Here is a 21,020-nt window from a genome sequence, read left to right as displayed (position 1 = left end):
TTAAAAATATTAAAATGAAGAAATACCTATTACCGCTATTAATTTCTTTTATTCTTTTCAGTTGTTCAGACAAAAAAGAACAAAAACCTACAGAAATAACAGAATCGGAAACTCCGTTTGTCTGGGAAGCAGCAAACCTATATTTTTTATTAACGGATAGATTTAATAATGGAGATCCTTCTAATGATATTAATTTTGAACGCACCGAAGAAGCCGCCAAATTAAGAGGTTTTGAAGGAGGAGATATAAAGGGTATCACACAGAAAATTAAAGAAGGGTATTTTACTGATTTAGGTATAAATGCGATTTGGATGACACCAATTGTGGAACAAATTCACGGTGGAACAAATGAAGGAACAGGAATTACCTATGGTTTTCATGGGTATTGGACAAAAGATTGGACGGCTATTGATCCGAATTTTGGAACGAAAGAAGACGTAAAAGAATTGGTAGAAGTTGCTCATAAAAATGGAATACGGATTTTATTAGATGCCGTAATAAATCATACAGGTCCTGTGACTGAAAAGGATCCCGTTTGGCCTGCCGAATGGGTACGAACAGCACCTGCTTGTACCTATGAAGATTATGAAAGTACTACTGCGTGTACGTTAGTTGAAAACCTACCAGATATTAAAACAGAAAGCAATGAAGAGGTTGACTTACCTCCTCAATTGGTCGAAAAATGGAAGAAAGAAGGACGCTATCCTCAAGAAGTGAAAGAGCTAGATGCTTTTTTTGAAAGAACAGGTTATCCTAGAGCTCCACGTTATTACATCATAAAGTGGTTAACAGATTATATTACTGAATTTGGTATTGATGGTTATCGGGTTGATACGGTTAAACATACAGAAGAAAATGTATGGCAAGAGTTTAGAACAGCGTGTGATGTTGCTTTTGCAGAATGGAAGAAAAACAATCCTGAAAAAGTGTTAGATGATACTAATTTTTATATGGTGGGTGAAGTATATAATTATGGTATAAGTGCAGGGAAAGCCTTTGATTTTGGTGATAAAAAAGTCAATTATTTTGATAAAAGTTTTAATGCATTAATCAATTTTGAATTAAAATATGATGCCACAAAAACCTACGATAGTATTTTTGTAAAATATGATTCTCTTTTAAATACAAACTTAAAAGGGTACGGCGTTTTAAACTATCTAACCTCACATGATGATGGACAACCGTTTGATGCGGAAAGAAAAAAATCGGAACGGACTGCCAATATTTTATACTTAACACCAGGTACTTCACAAACCTATTATGGTGATGAATCGGCAAGAGACTTAATTATTGAAGGTACTCAAGGAGATGCCACGTTACGTTCTTTTATGAATTGGGACAGTATTAATGCTAGTGCTAAAACAAAAGGAATATTATTACATTGGCAAAAGATGGGTAAATTTAGAAATTTACACCCTGCAGTTGGAGCCGGAAGGCATAAAAAAATATCTGATACACCGTATGTGTTTTCAAGAGTGTTTACGAAAGGAGATTTCACAGATACAGTGGTTATAGGTTTGGATTTGCCAAAAGGGAAAAAAGAAATTAAGGTGACTTCAGTTTTTAAAGAGGGTATGGAGTTGCACGATGCATATTCAAATACTTCTGCTAAAGTTGAAAATGGAAAAGTAATTCTGAATTCAAATTATACCATTGTGTTATTAGAACATCTCAAAATGTAAAGTTTTAAAAATAGAAAAAAGCTTCCAATTTATTGGGAGCTTTTTTTTGTTTTATAGTTACAAGTAAAGCTATTAAATCTGTTCTTTTTTTAATGATTAATAGTAATAAAAAAAAAGACTTTCCTGACTCAGGTCATTTCTGATAGCGTTTTATGGTAATAAATTTACATCAAATTAATTGTTTAATTTAATATGTAAAGTTATGTCACTCGTAAAATTTAAACACAGAACAAGCCCATTAAGAAGTCTTATGGCATCAGATTTTTTTAATAATAATGATGATTTTTTTAAAGACAATTTTCTTAATAAAAAAATGGATGAACCCGCTTTAAACATTAAGGAAACAGATGATGATTTTCAAGTAGAGTTAGCAGCTCCTGGTTATTCAAAAAAAGATTTTGACGTAAATATAGATAATGGATATCTTAATATTTCGGCTAAAAAATCAAACACTACAGAAGAGAAGGAAGATGACTATACCTGTAAGGAATTTAGTTATGATTCTTTTGAAAGATCTTTATTACTGCCAGATAGTATTGAGGATGAAAAAGTAAAAGCTTCTTATAAAGATGGAATCTTAAAATTCAATCTTTCCAAAAAAGAAGCATTAAAAAAACATGCACCAAAAGTAATTGAGGTTTCTTAAAAATCATTTTGAAATGAGGAGAAAATTATATTCTCCTCATTTTTTTAAATGCAATTGAATTCAATATTTATATAGATTAAACATAAAAAATGAATGACTTAACTTTTAAGAAGTTTCTTTAATACTTCATCTTTGTCTAATTTCTTAGTACAGAAAAACCAATCTTTACAATCTAATTCGTCGGTATTAGTCATTCTTTCTTCGGCTACACCACAAGAACCTGCGGGTGATACAATTACATCATCACCAGGATTCCAATCTGCAGGAGTAGCAACGTTAAATGCATCGGCAGTTTGCATCGCAATTAAAGCTCTATAAATCTCGTCAAAATTTCTACCTAAACTCAAAGGGTAATAAATAATGGCTCTAACAGTACTTTCTGGATCTATAAAGAAAACTGCTCTTACTGCTTGTGTTTTACTCTCTCCTGGTTGTAGCATTCCATATTTTTTGGCAATTTCCATTGAGATATCTTCAATTAAAGGAAATTTGACTTCAACGTTTTTCATACCATTAAACTCAATTTTATCTTTAATGGTTCGTAACCAAGCAATGTGACTGTATAAACCATCAATAGATAATCCAACAAGTTTACAATTTGCTTTATTAAACTTACCTTCAAGATTTGCGAATGTTATAAATTCACTAGTGCAAACGGGTGTAAAATCTGCAGGGTGACTAAATAATATTACCCATTCCCCTTTATAATCATCAGGAAAGTTAATATCTCCTTGTGTAGTTACTGCTTTAAATTTTGGAGCTTCATCACCTATTCTTGGCATTGAAGTTACTTCTGTTTCTGTTGCTAATGTTTCCATTTTTAATGTTATTAAATGATTTATTATTGAATAACAAAATTATGGATCATGTTTAGTAACTGAAATGACCGAGGTCAGTTTTACAGTAATGCATATCGTATCTCCATAATGTTAAGCGTATTATTTTATTTGGGATAATGTTATTATCTATAAATTGTTTTTTTTTTGCTCAAAACTTTAGAGTTTAACTATTAAATTTAGACTTTCTATTGTTGCCGAAAATGTTTGTTATTAGTAATTAGACTGTGGTAAAATACTAATTAAAAATGTTGAAATAAGCTAAATTGGTGCAGTCGTTTTAAAGTTTTACGCTGCTACTTTAATATTAAGTAATAAGACAGGAATTGATAAATGTGAATCTATTTGTTTCCGTAAAGACCTAGGTAATTCGTTGCCAATGTAATTCGATTTTTCATCTAGAAAAATGATGAGGTCGTATTGTTTATTATCAATAAGCAAATGAATACTTTTATTAATATTCATAAGTTTAAGTGTATCAAAACTATATTTTAATCCGCTAAAGATCGATTCTAACAAGGTTTTGTTTTCTAATTGGTGATCATTAAGATTAAACTCATTTTTGATGTGTACCATATGTATTTCAGGATGGTATAAGTTAACAATTGATAACAATTCAGTAAAATTGATTTCATTTATTGCTTCTTTATAATCAAGTGGAAGCACCATATTTTTAAGTCCTGAAAATTTATAGTCACCAGGAACGGCAATAACGGAACAATCTGTAATATATTCCATGATACTTAGCGTAGGAATGCCATCTTCATTTTCAATTTCTGATGCTTTGTTAGTTCCAATTACAAGTAAATCAATACTCTTATTTTTTATGGTGTCTTTTACGGCATAGAGTAAAGCATTAAAATTTGATAAGGTTTTGTATGTATGTTTAGCATTAGAATTTAAAGTAGCTATAATATTTTTTAAACCAACTTCTGATGTTTTCTTAGCGGTTATGTAGTTTTTGTTTTCTGGATCTGGCACAAGAGCCTCAATATCGGAAGCTTCTTTATCAGCTTGAAACGCATTTAAAATATAAAAAACACAAGATTCTTGTTCATATAATTTTATAGTATAATTAATGGCATTCAATGCATTCTTAGAAAAATCGGTATAACATAAAATTTGTTTTTTCATAGTGAATAGTATTTATCTTAAATACTCTTAGAAAAAAAGGAAGCCGATCAATAAAGGCTTCCTTTTATAATCATTTCTTATTTAACCTAACAAATTTCAATTTATTTGGTGGTTGTTGGTGGCTCTAAGAGTTCAAAGAACTGATCAAGTTTTGGAAGTATAATAATCTCTGTTCTACGATTCGCTGCTCTACCTTCAGGAGTGTCATTTGAAGCCTTAGGTATATATTCTGAACGACCTCCTGCTGTCATTCTTTCAGGATGTACACCAAATTTGGTTTGCATTAACCGAACAATTGAGGTCGCTCTTTTAGTACTTAGATCCCAATTATCTTCTATACATGCTGTGTGGATTGGTACGGTGTCAGTATGGCCTTCAATTAGAATGTCTAACTCGTTATGGTCATTCACAATTTTGGCAATTTTACCTATTACTTCTTGTGCTGAATCATTAATGGTATAACTCCCAGATTTAAAAAGCATTCTGTCTGATAAAGAAACATAAACGACTCCTTTTTTTACTTCAATATTAATATCCTCATCGTTAAAATTAACTAAGGAACGTTTAAGATTCATTACCAATGCAAGGTTAAGAGAGTCTTTTCTTTGCATTGAACTGGTTAAGTTTTTTATATAGGTATTTTGTTCGTTTAAAGCTTCCAAGGATTTTTTAATACTCTCGGCTCCTGATTTACTTACAACAGAGAGGTCTGAAAGACGATCCAAGAGGTTTGTATTGGTGCTTTTAAAATAATCTACTTGTTGTTCAAGTGCTTTAGATTTATTTTTCTCATTGGCTAAATTATTTTCTAATAGAAGACGTTCGCTAGAGACATTTTTAAGATTACTTTCGCAATTATCAGCAATGTTTTGGAGATTTGTATATTTTTTTTGACTTACACAAGAAGTGAAAAATACGATAAGAAGTATGGCACTAAATTTTAAAGTTTTCATAATATTATATTTTAATAAATTGAAATGTAAAGGATGATAATTTTAAGTAATTTCACAATGACCTACATCATTATAAATAAAATTTTAAAATGCCCATGGATAGGTTTCAGGTAATTGAGTTTTATCTGTATGCACATGCATGGAATGTAAGGCCTTTGAGTTTTCAATATGAATAAAAGCATCATATCTTTCAGGCATAATAGATGGTACATAGTTTCCGATACTCTCATATTCAGGATGATAAACCACACCTATAGCACGGTGGGCGATAGGTGCCTTGAAGTTATCATTGTCCCTTAAAGTATCCATAAATAGTAACTGATCTCCATTTCCTGTTTTGTGTAACAGGTATTCCCACGAATTTTTTTCAGCGGATGGTACCGTCATTTTTTGCATGATTGCACCCCATTCTTTACCGGCCATCACGCTACCTTTATAGGAACCGAAACCAATAATTTTGGGATTAAGATTTGGTAATTCTTCCCTAACTAATTGACCTACATTTACCAACCCTTCTTGATGCATATCTGTTGCTCTGGCATCACCAACATGCGTATTGTGCTCCCATATAATAGCTTTAGAGTTTGTTCCATGAAAAGTCAACAGCCTTCGCAAAGTGTCCATCATATGATGGTCTCTTATATTCCATGAATTTTGGTCAGCAGAAATAATAGAACGATAATATTGCTCCGCATTTTTTGCAATATGAGCATTTTGCTCAATATTTAGAGATGCTTCTAAATCTGAATTATAATGCGTTGCGTTTCTTAAAATATCCTGTAACAAGTCAACTACTTCATTTTCACAAGTTTTGGGGGCAAACCGATGTAAAAATCTAGCATAGGCCATACCAGCTTCATCACCAAAAGGTTCAAAACAGCTAAAAGCTTTGTTAGCTGTGGGCAATAAAGAAGGATCATTTACTTTGAGGTAATCAACAATTGTTACCATAGATTCCCAAAGACTGTAAACATCTAAACCATACATGCCTATACGGTTATTTGTGGTGATATTTTTATTGTAATTATGTAACCATTTAATTAAGGCTTCAGTTTCCCAATTTGCCCACATCCATGTAGGCCATCGGTTGAAATTTTTTAAAACATCTTTAGCGTTTTTATATTCTGTGTTATATTGTTTTATGTAACGATTTACCTGATAGAAGTCAGGCCAATCGCCTTCGACGGCAATAAAGTCAAAGCCATGTTCTTCAATCAACCTTTTACTAATTGCCGCTCTCCAAGTATAAAACTCATAAGTACCATGAGAAGCTTCTCCTAATAATACAAGTCTAGAATCTGCTAATTTATCGATGAGCAAATCTAAATCTTTATCCGTTTTTAATTTTTTTCCAAGATCTTTTAAGATCGAAATTTTATGACCTGTAGTATCCATCTTTTTAAATTTTAGTGATTCATATAATGCTTTAAATGTTTTCTATTAATTTTTCCATTTGAATTTTTGATTTTCCAATACTTTTACAATTAATGTTGAAATCAGCCCAAGGATTACCATCTTTTTCTAATTTTTTAAAAATATTACTAATAGTATAAGATTGGGCATGGAGTGAGTTGTCATTCAAGTCATCCCAGTTTATCGGTGTTGCAATGGGGGCATGTTCAATGGCTCTAACAGAAAAAGGGGCTACACTTGTTTGAGCATAAGAATTTCTAAGATAATCAATGTAAAGTCTTCCTTTTCGTTTGTCTTTTCTGATGGCTGTTGTAAATTCTTTTGAATTTTTATTTGAGATATATGTAGCTACCATTTTTGAAAATTCATGAACTTCATCAAAATTTTCATCACTTTTTAAAGGGATTATTACGTGTAGTCCACGAGAGCCAGTAGTCATAATATAAGTTCTCAATTCTAGCTGTTCTTTTAAAAGATAACGTAATGCTTTAGCTGCTTTGATAGCTAGATCAAAATTACCAATAGGCGGGTCTAAATCAAAAACCAACTTATTTGGATAGTCTATTTTACCAATTTGACTTAACGCAATATGAAAAGTAATTACCTCTTGATTTACAAGATATAGGAGTGTTTTTTCTGTATTACAAATAATGTGATTAACCCAGCCATCAACTTTTTTTATTTTTTTTGTTGTGATCCAATCCGGAAAACAGGTTGGTTTATTTTTTTGAAAAAAACCTGTTTGGGTAATCCCTTCTGGAAAACGTTGCATCGTTAATGGCCTGTTATATAAATAAGGTAACATGTAGTTTGCAATGTTTTTATAATATATAACAATATCATTTTTTGTAATTGCAGACGTTGGAAATAGTATCTTGTCTCTATGAGATATTTTAATATTGTGTGTGTCTGTTTTCATAATTAATTTTTAAAGATGAAAAAACAATGCTAACTACATACGATAGTGAGAAGTCTCTAAATAAAATGTAAGTATTATGTGGTCTTATCCTACTTTAAAAACACTTGCTACAAAAAAGGGAATCAGAACATAATCATTGATTGTTCAGTCCAAGTTCTTTAATTCTTAAATAGAGATTAATCATTATATCAAAAATACTTTAGTTAGATATCAATTGAAATGACTTGCATCAGTTAAAAGAAAGTTTTTAAGAAAGGTTCTTAGCAATATGTCTTGGGAATTTCCTTTACTTTATTTCAGTTTTAGCTCCGGAAGTTGTGGTTGATAAAAGATTAATTGTGTTAGGAGTTATTTAGATAACACGATAATCGAATCAAAGGTTACCTACGCAAAACACATAAATAATATCTACTAAAATGTTATAAATTGCTTAGAATTAATACTACTGATGTAAGGTGCCGATATCTTGGTGTTTTTAGAAAGATAAATAAGGAATTTTTAGAATAATTCTGTAACTATCTAAAACAAAAAAAGCTTCCAATTTAATGGAAGCTTTTTTCTAGTAGCGGGAACAGGACTCGAACCTGTGACCTTTGGGTTATGAGCCCAACGAGCTACCTACTGCTCTATCCCGCGATATATGTTTATGTGCTAAAATAAGTAAGCACTATTTTTTATAGTTCAGCTCATTTGGGTAGGTACCTGTCTTGAGCGTTATCAAAGGGTAATAAACTATCCCGTGATATGGACGGCAAAGATACATATATTTATATCACTAAAAAAACTATTTGATATAAAAAAAAGAGTCAAACAAAAAATGCTTGACTCTCAATTACTTGAGTTAAAAAATTTTAAATTTAAACTACTCTCCTTCTAGTTTTAGGCTAAAAAAAGTGCAATTTTATCCATTCATGGATATTAAAAATTCTTCATTATCTTTAGTATACTTAATTTTTTCACTAATAAACTCCATCGCTTCGATAGGGTTCATATCTGCTAAATATTTACGCATTACCCACATACGTTGTACTGTTTTGGCATCAAGTAACAAGTCATCTCTACGTGTACTAGATTTAACTAAATCAACAGCAGGGTAAATTCTACGATTAGCAATATTTCTATCTAATTGTAGCTCCATATTACCAGTACCTTTAAATTCTTCAAAGATAACTTCATCCATTTTAGAACCGGTATCAGTTAATGCAGTTGCGATGATGGTTAAAGAACCTCCATTTTCAATTTTACGTGCTGCACCAAAAAAGCGTTTTGGTTTGTGTAATGCATTTGCATCAATACCACCGGATAATATTTTACCAGAAGCAGGAGCAACTGTATTGTAGGCTCTGGCTAAACGTGTAATTGAATCTAATAACACAACTACGTCATGTCCACATTCTACTAATCTTTTTGCTTTATCTAATACAATATTAGCAACCTTTACATGTTTTTCAGCAGGTTCGTCAAAAGTAGAAGCAACAACTTCTCCTTTTACGTTACGTTGCATATCTGTAACCTCTTCAGGTCTTTCATCAATCAATAAAACAATTTGATATACTTCAGGATGGTTAGCAGCAATTGCATTGGCTATATCCTTTAATAACATTGTTTTACCCGTTTTTGGTTGAGATACAATCATACCTCTTTGTCCTTTACCTATTGGGGAAAATAAATCAATTATTCTCGTTGATGTTGAACTTCCCTTTTCAGCAAGGTTAAATTTTTCGTTAGGAAATAATGGTGTTAAGTGCTCAAAAGCTACTCTGTCTCTAACAATACTTGGGTCTAAACCATTAATTAATGATACTCTTATTAATGGAAAATACTTTTCACCTTCTTTTGGAGGGCGAACAATTCCTCTAACGGTATCTCCAGTTTTTAATCCAAATAATTTTATTTGAGATTGAGATACATATATATCATCAGGAGATGATAGGTAGTTATAATCAGATGAACGTAAAAATCCGTAACCATCTTGCATTATTTCTAAGACACCTTCACTTTCAATGATGCCGTCAAATTCAAAGTCAGGATCTCTATATTTTCCCTGTCTTCTATTTGCACCTGGTTGAGGCTTGTTTTGTTTGTTTGTATTTCTTGGATTAGGGCCGTTTTGGTTATGCTCCTTACGGGGTGGTCTAGGACTTTTTGGAGTATTCTCCTTAGATTTATTTTCTGTAACAGGTATGTTTTCTGCAACGACACCTTCTTTCTCAACTTTCTTACGTGGAGCAGGTTTAGGTGTTGGTTTGTTTGGCTTTTCAGTTTTTTCAACTGTTGGCTCAACTGTTGGTTCAACTGTTTCTACTTTATCAACTACCTTTTCTTCATTTGATATAGGTGTGATAGGAACAGGTTTTCCAATTCGCTTGCGTGGTGCTTTGTTTGCCGGTTTGCGTTCTTTTTTAGGCTCTGTAGACACTGGTTTAGTCGCCTGAACATCTAAAATTTGATAAACTAAATCTAGTTTTTTTAGTTGCTTGTATTTTGGTACGCCAATTTTCTCGGCAATTTCTTGTAATTCTGGTAATTTTTTCTCTTTTAAAGATTCTATTTCAAACATTGAATAATAATGTGATTTAATTAATATAAGGAGGGCTTCCTATAACTGAGAGTTGTAAAATAAATTGTATGATATAATTTAATTTTTAATATTGTAAAAAGAAGAAAATCTACAATACGCGATAATTTGTGATGCAATTATACAAATTAAATTTAATATATAAGTTTATTTCTTAAAAACTTTAACTTAAGTTTGCAAAGTTATTTTAAATAAAAAACATGATTCAACGTATTCAATCATTGTATTTACTTCTGGCGGCTATTTGTTCAGTAGCACTTATGCAAATGTTTTATTTATGGAGCAATGTGTCGGGGGCATCTTTTTATGCTTTAGACTTGTTTAAAGAAAGTGAGTTTACATTGAAAGTAATACCCGTATTATTTGTTATATCTGGTTTTATGAGTATTGTAAGTGTTTTTATGTTTAAACAAAGAAAAAATCAGTTTGTTATTAATCGTTTTAACATTCTAGTAAACTTTATTTTATTAGGCATATTGATTTATCATCTGCTAACATTATCTGGAGAAAGTCAAATTTCTGAGAAGGGTATTGGGGCGTTTTTACCTATTGTAGTTGTTGTTTTGCTAGCCATTGCAAACAGAGCTATCAAAAAGGATGAAGACCTTGTAAAATCTGTGGATAGATTGCGATAGACCTAACATCTTAGTTATATTGTGCGAAAGCTTATCGGAGACGATAAGCTTTTTTTTATGCAAAAAAAAACAGCCACGTCAGAAGATGTGGCTGTAATTGTAGGGAGTATTTCGTTGTCGCTAAACACTTATATATAATAAATACTCCTTGAAATAAGGGGAGAAAAGAAAGGGGAGAAAGGAGAGTAGTTAAACCACTTTCCAATTATAATAGGAGTTTTCTTTTCTCTGTTGCTAATATAGTAATTAATTGCAACGATTGTATAATTGGATATATTTTTTTAGCTTTGAGTTAATCAATTGATATGCAGTTTGTTAAAATTATATATTTATAATTATCAACAATTTAGAGCTTATTTATTAACATTTTTTTGTTATATTACTATTGTGAAACGTCAAATTTTCATTGTGGAATTAAAAACTAGTGGTTTATGGGTAGTTTTTAAATTACCTAATATCGTTAGTTTTAAAATAAAAAATGAAGTTTGATAGATTCCAAAGAATTTGGAATTAAAAATTAATTAATAACTTTAAAATCCCCTAACATGAGAAAATTAGTACTCGCATTGAGTGCCGTTTTGGTATTAGCATCATTTACCAACAGCACTAAAAAAACAACCATTTTGAAGGATATTGATGGTACATTATTACAGTCATATCCAGTAATTGAAACATTAGATGGTAAATATGAAATTACCTTTACTGTTAATGCTAACATAATTGTTACTTCTAATGTTAATGAAAATCAAACACACATCAACCTAATTGAAAATGGATTTTCGAATAAGGTTGTTACACACACTATTACTTTTGAGACTTCTAGTGTTGATTTCAATAGCTTTTTTGAAAGTACTTTTGATGTAGCTTCTATTGAAGATGATGCTCCTTATAGTAGGATTAAAAGAGGGAAGCCAAAAAAATTGATGGAATAATTTTCTAAATATTTGTAATTTAAATCCGAAGTTTTTACTTCGGATTTTTTTTTAACATAATATCCCATTTGACACACAATATTATGCTTATTATTTAGTTTACTATGGTAATAATAAATCTTTTGTCTAAGTATGGTTAATGATGATTTAAAAGAGTTTTTAAACGATAAAATTACCGTTCATATTGCCGATGACCATCAAATTTTAATTGATGGTGTTATGGCAGTACTTGGCTTAGAACGTGATGTTGATGTTGTTGGCTATTCTTTAAATGGAGAACAAGTTATAGAATGGTTTGAAGAAAACTCAGCTGATATACTTATTTTGGATATTAATATGCCAATATTAGATGGTTTAGAAGTGCTCAAGAAGTTTCAAACCATGGATGATGTTCCTAAAATAATTATATTATCAAGTTATGATGATATAAAACTCATTAAAGAAGTGCTAGGCATGGGGGCGATGGGGTTTGTGCCTAAAAAATCAGCCGGAGAACATATTGTAAAAGCGATTAGAAAGGTAAGCCAAGGAGAGCAATATTTTAGTGATGAAGTAAAAGAGAAAATGATGAAAACTCTAATGGGCAAACCAATGCACAAGACAGATAACCCTGAAGGAGTATTAATAAACTCTTTAACGAGAAGGGAATATCAAATTTTAAAACTTATTGCCCAGCAATATACTACAAGAGAAATTGGCGATGCCCTTGGTATAAGTGAAAGTACTGTGGAGACACATCGTAAAAACTTGATTAAGAAAATTAATGTAAAGAATACAGTCGGCTTGGCTATTTTTGCCATGAAGAATGAAATAGTATAACTTTATAGCTACTTTTGCCTAACTAAGCTTAATAATAATGTTACATTTTCCACCTAAAAAGAGTACATTTAAAATGGTACCTTTCTTCTTTTTTATGTTAAGTGGATTTTGGTTCTATGCACAAACTGACTCTTTAGAAAAAGAGATCGAGAAAAATCTACAAAGTAAAGAATACGAACTAGTATTAAGTAATATTGAAAAGTTAGAAAGTAATTCATATTATCTTAGATCAAGAAAAAATAATTTAAATTTATTAAAAGCCAAATTTTATTATAATACAAATCAGCATGAAGAAGCTGTAAATTTATTATTGAAAGGACATTCCGAATTGTCAGGTAATTCAAGTCAAGACCACCTATATTTAAAATATGGAAAATATTTAGGAAAGATTTTTAACGAGGCTCAAAATTTTAATAAGTCAAATGATTATTATAAAGAAGTGCTAGAAAAGTCTTTATTACTAAATGACACTATAGAGATATTAGATGCTTATTTAGCACTTGGAAAAAACTATTATAATAAGGAGGAAAACGATAGTGCAGTGCTGAATTTCACAAAAATGTTGGATTATCCTATTACCCCTAAAACTGAAAATTTCATTTCCTTTAGTTATAATAATTTAGGTATTATTGCTAGTGAAACTAGTTTAGAAGAGGCTGAAGATTTTTATAAAAAATCATTCGCTATCAAAGAAAAACAAAAAGATACGGTAGGATTGGCAACTGCAATAATGAATTTGGGTGCAATTTATTATGAAAAACAACAATTTAAAAAAGCATATGAAAATTATTTTAAAGCATATGAATCTGTAAAGAATTTAAATTCAGAAAAGGCTGTAAAAGTCAAAGAATATGCACTCTACAATTTAGCGTATGCCAATGAAGAGTTAGGTGATTTTAAGAAAGCATATGTTTATTTAGAAGAGGCAACAGACTTAACAAGTAGTATTAATGAAGTAAATGTTGCTGAAAACATCTCCGAAATTGAAGCTAAATATAATGCGGCAAAACAGGCTCAAAAAATTGAAGAAGAAAAATCTTTACGTTTAAGAGCTCAATTTCTATTTTATGGTTCCGCTTTGGCATTATTGGCCTTCATAATATTAGGGTATATTTATTATAGAAATTACAGATTAAAACAAAAAAGTAAAATAGAACAACTTGAAAACGAAACACAGGCCAGAATTATTAACGCTACTATAGACGCTAAAGAAAAAGAAAGAAAAACAATTGCTGAGATACTGCACAACAGCGTTAGTGCATTACTATCATCTGCAAATTTACATTTGCAAGCCACAAAGTCGCAATTAAAAACTAATGCTCCACAAGAGATTTCAAAAGCTCAAAGTATTGTAAAAGAAGCTTCGGTTAAAATTAGAGATTTGTCTCATGAATTAATATCATCTGTACTCTTAAAATTTGGATTGGCTTTTGCAGTCCATGATATTTGTCAAAAATACTCTAATTCAGAAATTACTTTCAGAAGTGATGATAAAGGATTAACAAGATATGATCAAGATTTTGAGATAAAAATATATAACATAATAGAAGAGTTAATTAATAACATTTTAAAACATAGTAATGCTTCAAATGCAACTATTATGTTAGTACAACGAGAAGATAATATGCTTAGTGTTCGATTAAGTGATGATGGTATTGGCTTTGATGTTAAAACGATAAAGAATAAAAATGGATTAGGTTTAAGCCATATAAATGCCAGAATAAAAGCAATGAATGGTGTTTTTAATATTGTGTCTTCACCGGGTAAGGGGGCTAGTATTTTTATTTTGGTACCCGTTCAATATAAACTTGATGGATTAAAGTGAGCTAATTTAAACTCTTTTACTTAATTCAATTACTTCTAGATTTTCAATTTTTGAATTATCAATACTAAATCGCAACATAGTTCTCACTTGATGAAAACCATGTTTGCCGGCTGCACCAGGATTAAAATGTAAAAGATTTAATTTTTTGTCATTCATTACTTTTAATATGTGAGAATGCCCAGTGATGAAAATTCTTGGTGGATTTTTTTGAATTTCCTCTTTAATTCTAGCATCATATCTATTAGGGTATCCACCAATATGTGTTATCCATACATCTACATTTTCAATAGTAAATCTATTATTTAATGGAAACTCTGTCCTAATATCCTTGTTGTCAATATTACCATAAACAGCTCTAAGTGGTTTTAGTTTTTTTATAGTATCACTCACTATTAGATCGCCAATATCTCCAGCATGCCAAACTTCATCAGCTAGTTTTACATATTTTAATATTTGATCATCAATATAGCTATGCGTGTCGGAAAGTAAAAGAATTTTTTTCAAGATTGTTTTTTAGAATTTAATAGCTTGTTATTTAAAATTTGGAATACCTATCTTTGCTTTTTTAGCAAAAATAAGATTTCTTGAGGTATTTTATTGAACTTTCATATAATGGTAAAAACTATCATGGTTGGCAGGTGCAACCAAACGCAATTACTGTACAAGAAATTGTAAAAAAGGCCCTCACAACTATATTGAGAGTTGACATTGATCTTGTTGGGGCAGGTCGGACTGATGCTGGTGTGCATGCATTGCAGTTATTCGCACATTTTGATGTTGATACTGCTTTTGAGGAAGAACATTTAACGAACAAGATAAATGCGTTTTTACCAGAAGATATTGTAGTTGATAAGATTTTTTTGGTGAATGATAATGCTCATGCAAGATTCGATGCAACTAGCAGAAGCTATGAATATAGAATATGGTTGGGTAGAAATCCGTTTTTAATTGATACAACTTGGCAGTTATACCAAAAAGTACTTGATGTTAATAAAATGAATGAAGCAGCAAGTATTCTTAAGGAGCATACTAATTTTAAATGCTTCTCTAAATCCAAAACAGATGTTAGAACCTATAATTGTGTTGTTTCAGATGCGAAATGGTTAAAAAAAGGTAACGAATTGACTTTTTATATAACTGCAGATCGGTTTTTAAGGAATATGGTTAGAGCAATTGTAGGTACTTTAATTGAAGTGGGATCAAATAAAAAATCAATTGAAGACTTTGTTGAAATCCTAAATAGTAGAGATAGGCGAAATGCAGGATTTTCAGCTCCACCACAAGCCTTATTTTTGTCTGAAGTTAAATACCCTAAATCTATAGTAAATAAATTATAATAAATGAGCGAAAAAGTAACAGGTAATGCTTTTGATTTTAAGATATTTAGACGGTTAATGTCGTACGCGAAAGCGTATAGATCTCAATTTGTTTTGTCTACAGTTGCTGTACTTTTGTTAGCGGGACTTGCCGCTGCAAGACCAATTTTGTTACAATGGATAGTAGATGAATATATTCTAGGGAATAATGCCAGACTATTATTGGTTTTTAGTTTAATAATGTTAGGTGTTGTTTTTCTAGAGGTCATTTTTCAGTTCCTATTTATATATTATACCAACTGGTTAGGGCAAAATATTATTAAAGATATTCGAACAAAGCTTTTCGAAAAAGTCTTAAAGTTTAAAATGCAATATTTCAATAAGACACCTGTTGGAAAATTGGTAACTAGAGTGGTCTCAGATATTGAGACTATTGCAAGTATATTTGGACAAGGGTTGTTTGCTATTATCAGTGATTTATTGCAAATGCTTGTTATCATCATCATAATGATGGTAATGAATTGGCGATTGGGATTAATTGTAGTAGCCGTTTTACCCATTATGGTTTATGCTACCAAATTATTTCAAATAAAAATTAAGGGTACTTTTCAGGACGTAAGAAATCAGGTCTCTAATCTAAATAGTTTTGTACAAGAAAGGATTTCAGGGATGAAGATTGTTCAGCTTTTTACACGTGAAAAAGTTGAACATGACAAGTTCTTAGCTATAAATGATAAACATAAAAAAGCCCATATTAGAACCGTTTGGTATTATTCTATCTTCTTTCCTGTTGTTGAGATTTTATCTTCAATAACATTAGCGGTAATTGTTTGGTATGGAGGCCTTACGGCGGCTGTTGAGGGGGCTACTTCATTTGGTGTTATTACCAGTTTTATTTATATGACCAATATGCTTTTTAGACCATTACGTCAAATTGCAGATAAATTTAATACCCTACAAATGGGCATGGTCGCGGCGGAGAGAGTATTTGTTGTATTAGACGAAGATGCCGCTGAAGTGGACACGGGTACACTTGAAATTGAGCACCTTAAAGGCAATATTAAATTTGATAATGTTTACTTTAGATACTTGAAAGATGAACCTGTATTACGAGGAATTTCATTTGAAGTAAAACAAGGGCAAACAGTTGCGGTAGTAGGTGCAACGGGTGCAGGAAAATCTACAATTATTAATTTACTAAGTAGATTTTATAGAATAAACTCGGGTTCAATTACGATTGATGGTATCGATATTAATCAGATAAAACTTGAGTCTTTACGTAATCAGATTAGTGTAGTGTTGCAAGACGTTTTTTTATTTTCAGACTCTATTTTAAATAATATTACCTTAAATAATAAAGATATTGGTTTGGAGGAAGTTACCGAAGCTGCAAAAATTATAGGTATCCATGATTTTATAATGACGCTACCAGATAACTATAATTATAATGTAAAAGAAAGAGGAGGAATGCTCTCTGTGGGGCAACGACAGCTCATTGCTTTTTTAAGAGCCTATGTTAGTAAACCCGCAATTTTGGTTTTAGATGAGGCAACTTCTTCTATTGATGCTCAGTCGGAAAGGTTAATACAAAAGGCTACGAATACAATTACTCAAAATAGAACTTCAATAATAATTGCTCACCGATTGGCTACCATAAAAAAAGCGGATAAAATTATTGTAATGGAAAAAGGAAAAATAGTAGAGCAGGGTACACATAGAGAACTCCTAATACAGAAAGGGTATTATAGTAAGTTGTATGAAATTCAATTCGAAACTGCTCAAGCGAGTTAACATTAAATCTTTTGTTTTTGATTCATCAAAGAATTCTTTTCTTTGAATTCATCAACTTTATACCATATGAAAATAGTGGGCCCTATAAAGTAGAAAATTATTAAAAACCACGTCCATTCGGTTTTTTTAGACTTTTCAATTGCTTTAAATGACCAAAGCGTTTTTATTAAAACAGACAATTGTATTATTGTTAATGTATATAGAGTCGCAAGTTGTATATAATAGATTTTTATTGTTGGCACAAGCCAATGAAATTTCTCAGGGAACCAAAAAGTGAACATATAACTTAGAAGCAGAACAGATGGAATTGTGAATAGAATTTTGTTACCTTTTTTTCATATCATACCATGGACCTCTACTCACTAATCTAAGTCTTCTTTAATCAAATCTTTCAAACTATTAATATCGTTATATAAGATAAACTCACCATCTTTTATGTATGATATTTGTCCTGTTTCTTCAGAAACGGCTAATGCTAAGGCATCTGAACGTATGGTAATACCAAGTGCTGCCCTGTGCCTTAATCCAAAACGAGCAGGAATTATAATGTCTTTTTCAACAGGAAGAATTACTCTTGTAGCTGTAATAAAATTGTCTTCAATTATAAGTGCACCATCATGAAGCGGACTGTTTTTATAAAAAATACTAGTCAACAGAGCTTTGTTGATTTCGGCATTCATTTTATCGCCAGTTTGTTTTACTAAATCTAAATTATTATTGCGTTGAATAATAATTAATGCACCCGTTTTTGTATTTGACATTTCTTCACATGCGTCAATTATACTATCTACATCTGTGGAAATAAAATCATCAGTTCCACGCATATTTGAGAGTAATTTAAACCGCTTTAGAAACCCTTTTTTTGTGGTAAAATTGGTAGAACCAACCATTAATAAGAACTTTCTGATTTCTTGTTGAAAAACAATAATTAAAGCAATAAACCCACCACCCAAAAATTTGCCTAAAATATCACTCAGCAATTCCATTTTTAGAGCGACGGTTAATTTCCAAATCAAATAGACAATGGCAATACCCAAAAATATGTTGATTGCTGCGGTTCCTCTAATAAGTTTGTAAACATAATAGAGTAAAATGGCAACCAAAGCGATATCTAAAATATCTAAAAAACTAAAGTCTAAAAATTTGAATGCGTCCAAAAAATAAGGTTTTGGTAAATGTAGTAAAAAGATTAAAAGCATTGAAAGATTTAATATCAAAAATTTAAATGTTTCAATTCTTATTTTATGATTTTACTTATGCTCTTCTCAATCTATTTTTTAGGGGTTTGCTCTGTTATTAATTGTGGGTATTTAGCTTTTATATACTGTACGTTTTCTGCCAATGTTTTATTGCCTTTGTTATTTTTTAATTCAGTTTCTAGCTGACTAAAGGTTTTGTTATAAAGAGATTGTGATAAATCATTTCTTAATTGTGCGTATGCACTTAAAATTTCGTTTTGTACAGATATGTAAGTCGTATATGATGCGTTTCTTTTTGATTGAAAACTAATCATTGCCTTTTCGGGATGGTCAGATGAGGTTACATCTTTTTTACCATTGCACCATGTACATTTATTACCCTTATTATTTGTTCCCGCTCCATTATCTATAAAGTCTACGACAACCTGTTTTAGATTTTCAATTTTCATAATTTGATCACCCTCAATTAAAATTTCATCATTAGCATTGATGTTAATTTCTAAAACATTTTTTTCGTTTAAAGTTATTGCTGTAAGGTCTGTTTGCTTTTCAGGTAGTCGTTTGTAAATTCCAATATCAGTATCCATTGTAGTAGTTACTAAAAAGAAGATTAATAATAAAAATGCAATGTCTGCCATTGATCCGGCATTAACTTCAGGAGTGTTTCTTTCGCTCATAATTGTAGTATTAAAGGTTAAAAAATTAATTTTATTACATAATTATCTTAAGACTTAAAATAATTACATAATCTTTTTACAAGGAAAGGTTAACAAAAAATTAACAAAAATTATGCCGAAATGCAATCTGAGGTAAAATCTTATTTTCTGAGATTTTTAACAATCTTTACGGCCTCTATCGCTTCTTTTACATCGTGTACTCTCAAAATGGAACTACCGTGAAGTAAGGCAATAGTGTTGGCTACCGTCGTCGCGTTCAACGCTTCTTTTGGCGTTGTTTCTAATACGTTATAAAGCATAGATTTTCTAGAAACACCTGTTAAAATGGGGATATCTAAATTGCTAAATAGGTCTAGGTTGTTTAACAATTCGTAATTCTGCTCTATTGTTTTTCCAAAACCAAAACCTACATCAATAATTACGTCATTTACACCTAGTTTTCTCAACATGTTTAGTTTTTGAGAAAAGTATTTGATAATATCTTGAGTGATATCATTATAAGTTGGATTTACCTGCATGGTTTTAGGCGTTCCTTGCATATGCATTATAATATAAGGCACCTTCAAATTTGCTACGGTTGCAAACATATTCGAGTCTAAATTACCTGCGGAAATATCATTTACCATACAAGCACCAGCTTCAATAGCTTTTTTAGCGATAGTACTTCTAAATGTATCAATAGAAATTAAAATATTAGGATAGTTGTTTACTAGTAATTCAATAACAGGAATAACTCTTTTTAATTCTTCATTTTCACTAACATCATTCGCATTGGGTTTTGAAGAATAACCACCCACATCAATAAAAGTAGCACCTGCGTTTAACATTTTTTCTACTTTATTAAGAATGTCTTCATCGTTTTTTAAATTACCTCCATCAAAAAATGAGTCTGGGGTTAAGTTTAAAATCCCCATTACTTTTGGGGTTGATAAATCGATAAGTTTGCCGCTACAGTTTATATTCATTTACTAGAGTTGTTAGCCTTTACCACTTTGTTAATCACCTTAGTCATTTTTGGTGCTGTATAATTATCCATCAATTGTATTAACTCCTCTACATGATTACTTACCAAAAGCATATTTTTATTTGCCTGTTTTAAAAAGCCTTCTTTCACCATTACATCTAATTGCTGTAGCGTATGGTCAAAATATCCATTGGTATTCAAGATTCCGATAGGTTTGTTTTCAATACCTAATTGTCCTAATGTGAGTACTTCAAAAATCTCATCTAACGTACCAAAACCACCTGCTAGTGCAATATATCCATCAACCAATTGGCTAATTTTAACTTTGCGTTTAGACATTTTTTTTGTAAAAATCATTTTTGTAATGGTGGCATGTGCAACTTCTTCATGTCTTAACAAATGTGGAATGACACCAATAACTTCACCTTTATTTTCCATTATTGTATCGGCAATAACCCCCATCATTCCAATTTTTCCACCACCATAGACCAAACCAATATTATTTTTAGACATATGAAGCCCTAGTTTTTTCGCCTCATTAGCATATATCGCATTATGTCCAATACTCGATCCACAAAATACTGCTATTCTTTTCATTGTTTATGTTTGTTCAAAGGTAGTAAATTATAAATTTTGAAAAATTAAGAGGAGCAACTTAATATCTATGTTCTTTTATAACTTATTAAGTCAATGTTACAGAA

The 21,020-nt window shown here is 30.9% G+C and carries 19 protein-coding genes and 1 tRNA gene; 8 read left to right on the top strand and 12 right to left on the bottom strand.

The window, feature by feature from the left end; translation table 11 throughout:
- Positions 1 to 14: 14 nt before the first annotated feature.
- Both D3P13_RS01065 and D3P13_RS01060 read left to right on the top strand, forming a co-directional pair.
- A complete protein-coding gene (locus D3P13_RS01065; RefSeq protein ID WP_117879450.1) occupies positions 15 to 1,682 on the top strand; it encodes an alpha-amylase family glycosyl hydrolase in 1,668 nt (555 codons plus the stop codon).
- A 202-nt stretch (positions 1,683 to 1,884) separates the two neighbouring features.
- Positions 1,885 to 2,328, top strand: coding sequence for an Hsp20/alpha crystallin family protein (locus tag D3P13_RS01060; RefSeq protein WP_117879449.1), 444 nt, complete (start codon positions 1,885 to 1,887; stop codon positions 2,326 to 2,328).
- Positions 2,329 to 2,426: 98 nt separating this feature from the next.
- On the opposite strand, the gene D3P13_RS01055 is transcribed toward D3P13_RS01060, so the two are convergent.
- The 7 genes from D3P13_RS01055 to rho all read right to left on the bottom strand — a co-directional run bounded on the left by D3P13_RS01055 (position 2,427) and on the right by rho (position 10,143).
- Positions 2,427 to 3,146 (bottom strand): peroxiredoxin, encoded by a 720-nt coding sequence (locus D3P13_RS01055; RefSeq protein ID WP_117879448.1) that lies wholly within the window; start codon positions 3,144 to 3,146, stop codon positions 2,427 to 2,429.
- 306 nt (positions 3,147 to 3,452) lie between these two features.
- Positions 3,453 to 4,298, bottom strand: coding sequence for a universal stress protein (locus tag D3P13_RS01050; RefSeq protein WP_117879447.1), 846 nt, complete (start codon positions 4,296 to 4,298; stop codon positions 3,453 to 3,455).
- Between the two features lie 101 nt (positions 4,299 to 4,399).
- On the bottom strand, positions 4,400 to 5,251 hold the full coding sequence (locus D3P13_RS01045; RefSeq protein ID WP_117879446.1) for an OmpA/MotB family protein: 852 nt from the start codon (positions 5,249 to 5,251) through the stop codon (positions 4,400 to 4,402).
- An 84-nt stretch (positions 5,252 to 5,335) separates the two neighbouring features.
- Complete coding sequence (locus D3P13_RS01040) at positions 5,336 to 6,646, bottom strand: erythromycin esterase family protein (protein WP_117879445.1); 1,311 nt, start codon at positions 6,644 to 6,646, stop codon at positions 5,336 to 5,338.
- Positions 6,647 to 6,677: 31 nt separating this feature from the next.
- Positions 6,678 to 7,583: a non-homologous end-joining DNA ligase gene (gene ligD, locus D3P13_RS01035; protein WP_117879444.1), complete on the bottom strand. Its 906-nt coding sequence runs from the start codon at positions 7,581 to 7,583 to the stop codon at positions 6,678 to 6,680.
- Positions 7,584 to 8,146: 563 nt separating this feature from the next.
- Positions 8,147 to 8,219 (bottom strand) — tRNA-Met (locus tag D3P13_RS01030).
- A 265-nt stretch (positions 8,220 to 8,484) separates the two neighbouring features.
- Complete coding sequence (gene rho / locus D3P13_RS01025) at positions 8,485 to 10,143, bottom strand: transcription termination factor Rho (RefSeq protein ID WP_117879443.1); 1,659 nt, start codon at positions 10,141 to 10,143, stop codon at positions 8,485 to 8,487.
- A gap of 218 nt (positions 10,144 to 10,361) precedes the next feature.
- Between rho and D3P13_RS01020 the strand changes: the two genes are divergently transcribed.
- The 4 genes from D3P13_RS01020 to D3P13_RS01005 all read left to right on the top strand — a co-directional run bounded on the left by D3P13_RS01020 (position 10,362) and on the right by D3P13_RS01005 (position 14,372).
- Positions 10,362 to 10,796, top strand: coding sequence for a DUF4293 domain-containing protein (locus D3P13_RS01020; RefSeq protein ID WP_117879442.1), 435 nt, complete (start codon positions 10,362 to 10,364; stop codon positions 10,794 to 10,796).
- Positions 10,797 to 11,341: 545 nt separating this feature from the next.
- On the top strand, positions 11,342 to 11,728 hold the full coding sequence (locus tag D3P13_RS01015) for a hypothetical protein (protein WP_117879441.1): 387 nt from the start codon (positions 11,342 to 11,344) through the stop codon (positions 11,726 to 11,728).
- Positions 11,729 to 11,860: 132 nt separating this feature from the next.
- Complete coding sequence (locus D3P13_RS01010) at positions 11,861 to 12,547, top strand: response regulator (RefSeq protein ID WP_117879440.1); 687 nt, start codon at positions 11,861 to 11,863, stop codon at positions 12,545 to 12,547.
- A gap of 37 nt (positions 12,548 to 12,584) precedes the next feature.
- The gene (locus tag D3P13_RS01005; RefSeq protein WP_117879439.1) at positions 12,585 to 14,372 is read left to right on the top strand and encodes a tetratricopeptide repeat-containing sensor histidine kinase; all 1,788 of its coding nucleotides are present in this window, start codon (positions 12,585 to 12,587) and stop codon (positions 14,370 to 14,372) included.
- A 6-nt stretch (positions 14,373 to 14,378) separates the two neighbouring features.
- Here the strand turns inward: D3P13_RS01005 and D3P13_RS01000 are convergent, their stop codons facing one another.
- Entirely contained in the window at positions 14,379 to 14,876 is a 498-nt protein-coding gene (locus tag D3P13_RS01000) for a metallophosphoesterase family protein (protein WP_117879438.1), read from the bottom strand.
- 80 nt (positions 14,877 to 14,956) lie between these two features.
- On the opposite strand from D3P13_RS01000, the gene truA reads away from it, so the two are divergent.
- Both truA and D3P13_RS00990 read left to right on the top strand, forming a co-directional pair.
- A complete protein-coding gene (gene truA, locus D3P13_RS00995; RefSeq protein ID WP_117879437.1) occupies positions 14,957 to 15,709 on the top strand; it encodes a tRNA pseudouridine(38-40) synthase TruA in 753 nt (250 codons plus the stop codon).
- Positions 15,710 to 15,712: 3 nt separating this feature from the next.
- The gene (locus D3P13_RS00990) at positions 15,713 to 17,479 is read left to right on the top strand and encodes an ABC transporter ATP-binding protein (protein ID WP_117879436.1); all 1,767 of its coding nucleotides are present in this window, start codon (positions 15,713 to 15,715) and stop codon (positions 17,477 to 17,479) included.
- Positions 17,480 to 17,841: 362 nt separating this feature from the next.
- Here the strand turns inward: D3P13_RS00990 and D3P13_RS00980 are convergent, their stop codons facing one another.
- From D3P13_RS00980 to D3P13_RS00965, 4 genes are all read right to left on the bottom strand, one after another.
- Positions 17,842 to 18,636 (bottom strand): diadenylate cyclase, encoded by a 795-nt coding sequence (locus D3P13_RS00980; protein ID WP_232829108.1) that lies wholly within the window; start codon positions 18,634 to 18,636, stop codon positions 17,842 to 17,844.
- Positions 18,637 to 18,749: 113 nt separating this feature from the next.
- Positions 18,750 to 19,355: an ExbD/TolR family protein gene (locus D3P13_RS00975; protein ID WP_117879433.1), complete on the bottom strand. Its 606-nt coding sequence runs from the start codon at positions 19,353 to 19,355 to the stop codon at positions 18,750 to 18,752.
- A gap of 140 nt (positions 19,356 to 19,495) precedes the next feature.
- Entirely contained in the window at positions 19,496 to 20,320 is an 825-nt protein-coding gene (gene folP, locus D3P13_RS00970; protein ID WP_117879432.1) for a dihydropteroate synthase, read from the bottom strand.
- A complete protein-coding gene (locus D3P13_RS00965; protein ID WP_117879431.1) occupies positions 20,317 to 20,916 on the bottom strand; it encodes an LOG family protein in 600 nt (199 codons plus the stop codon). The genes folP and D3P13_RS00965 overlap by 4 nt, the downstream gene beginning before the upstream one ends.
- Positions 20,917 to 21,020 lie beyond the last annotated feature (104 nt).

This window comes from Aureibaculum luteum (assembly GCF_003449015.1).
Classification (GTDB): domain Bacteria; phylum Bacteroidota; class Bacteroidia; order Flavobacteriales; family Flavobacteriaceae; genus Aureibaculum; species Aureibaculum luteum.
The sequence above is the reverse complement of the archived record's forward strand: the minus strand, read 5'-3'. Positions and strand labels throughout refer to the sequence as shown.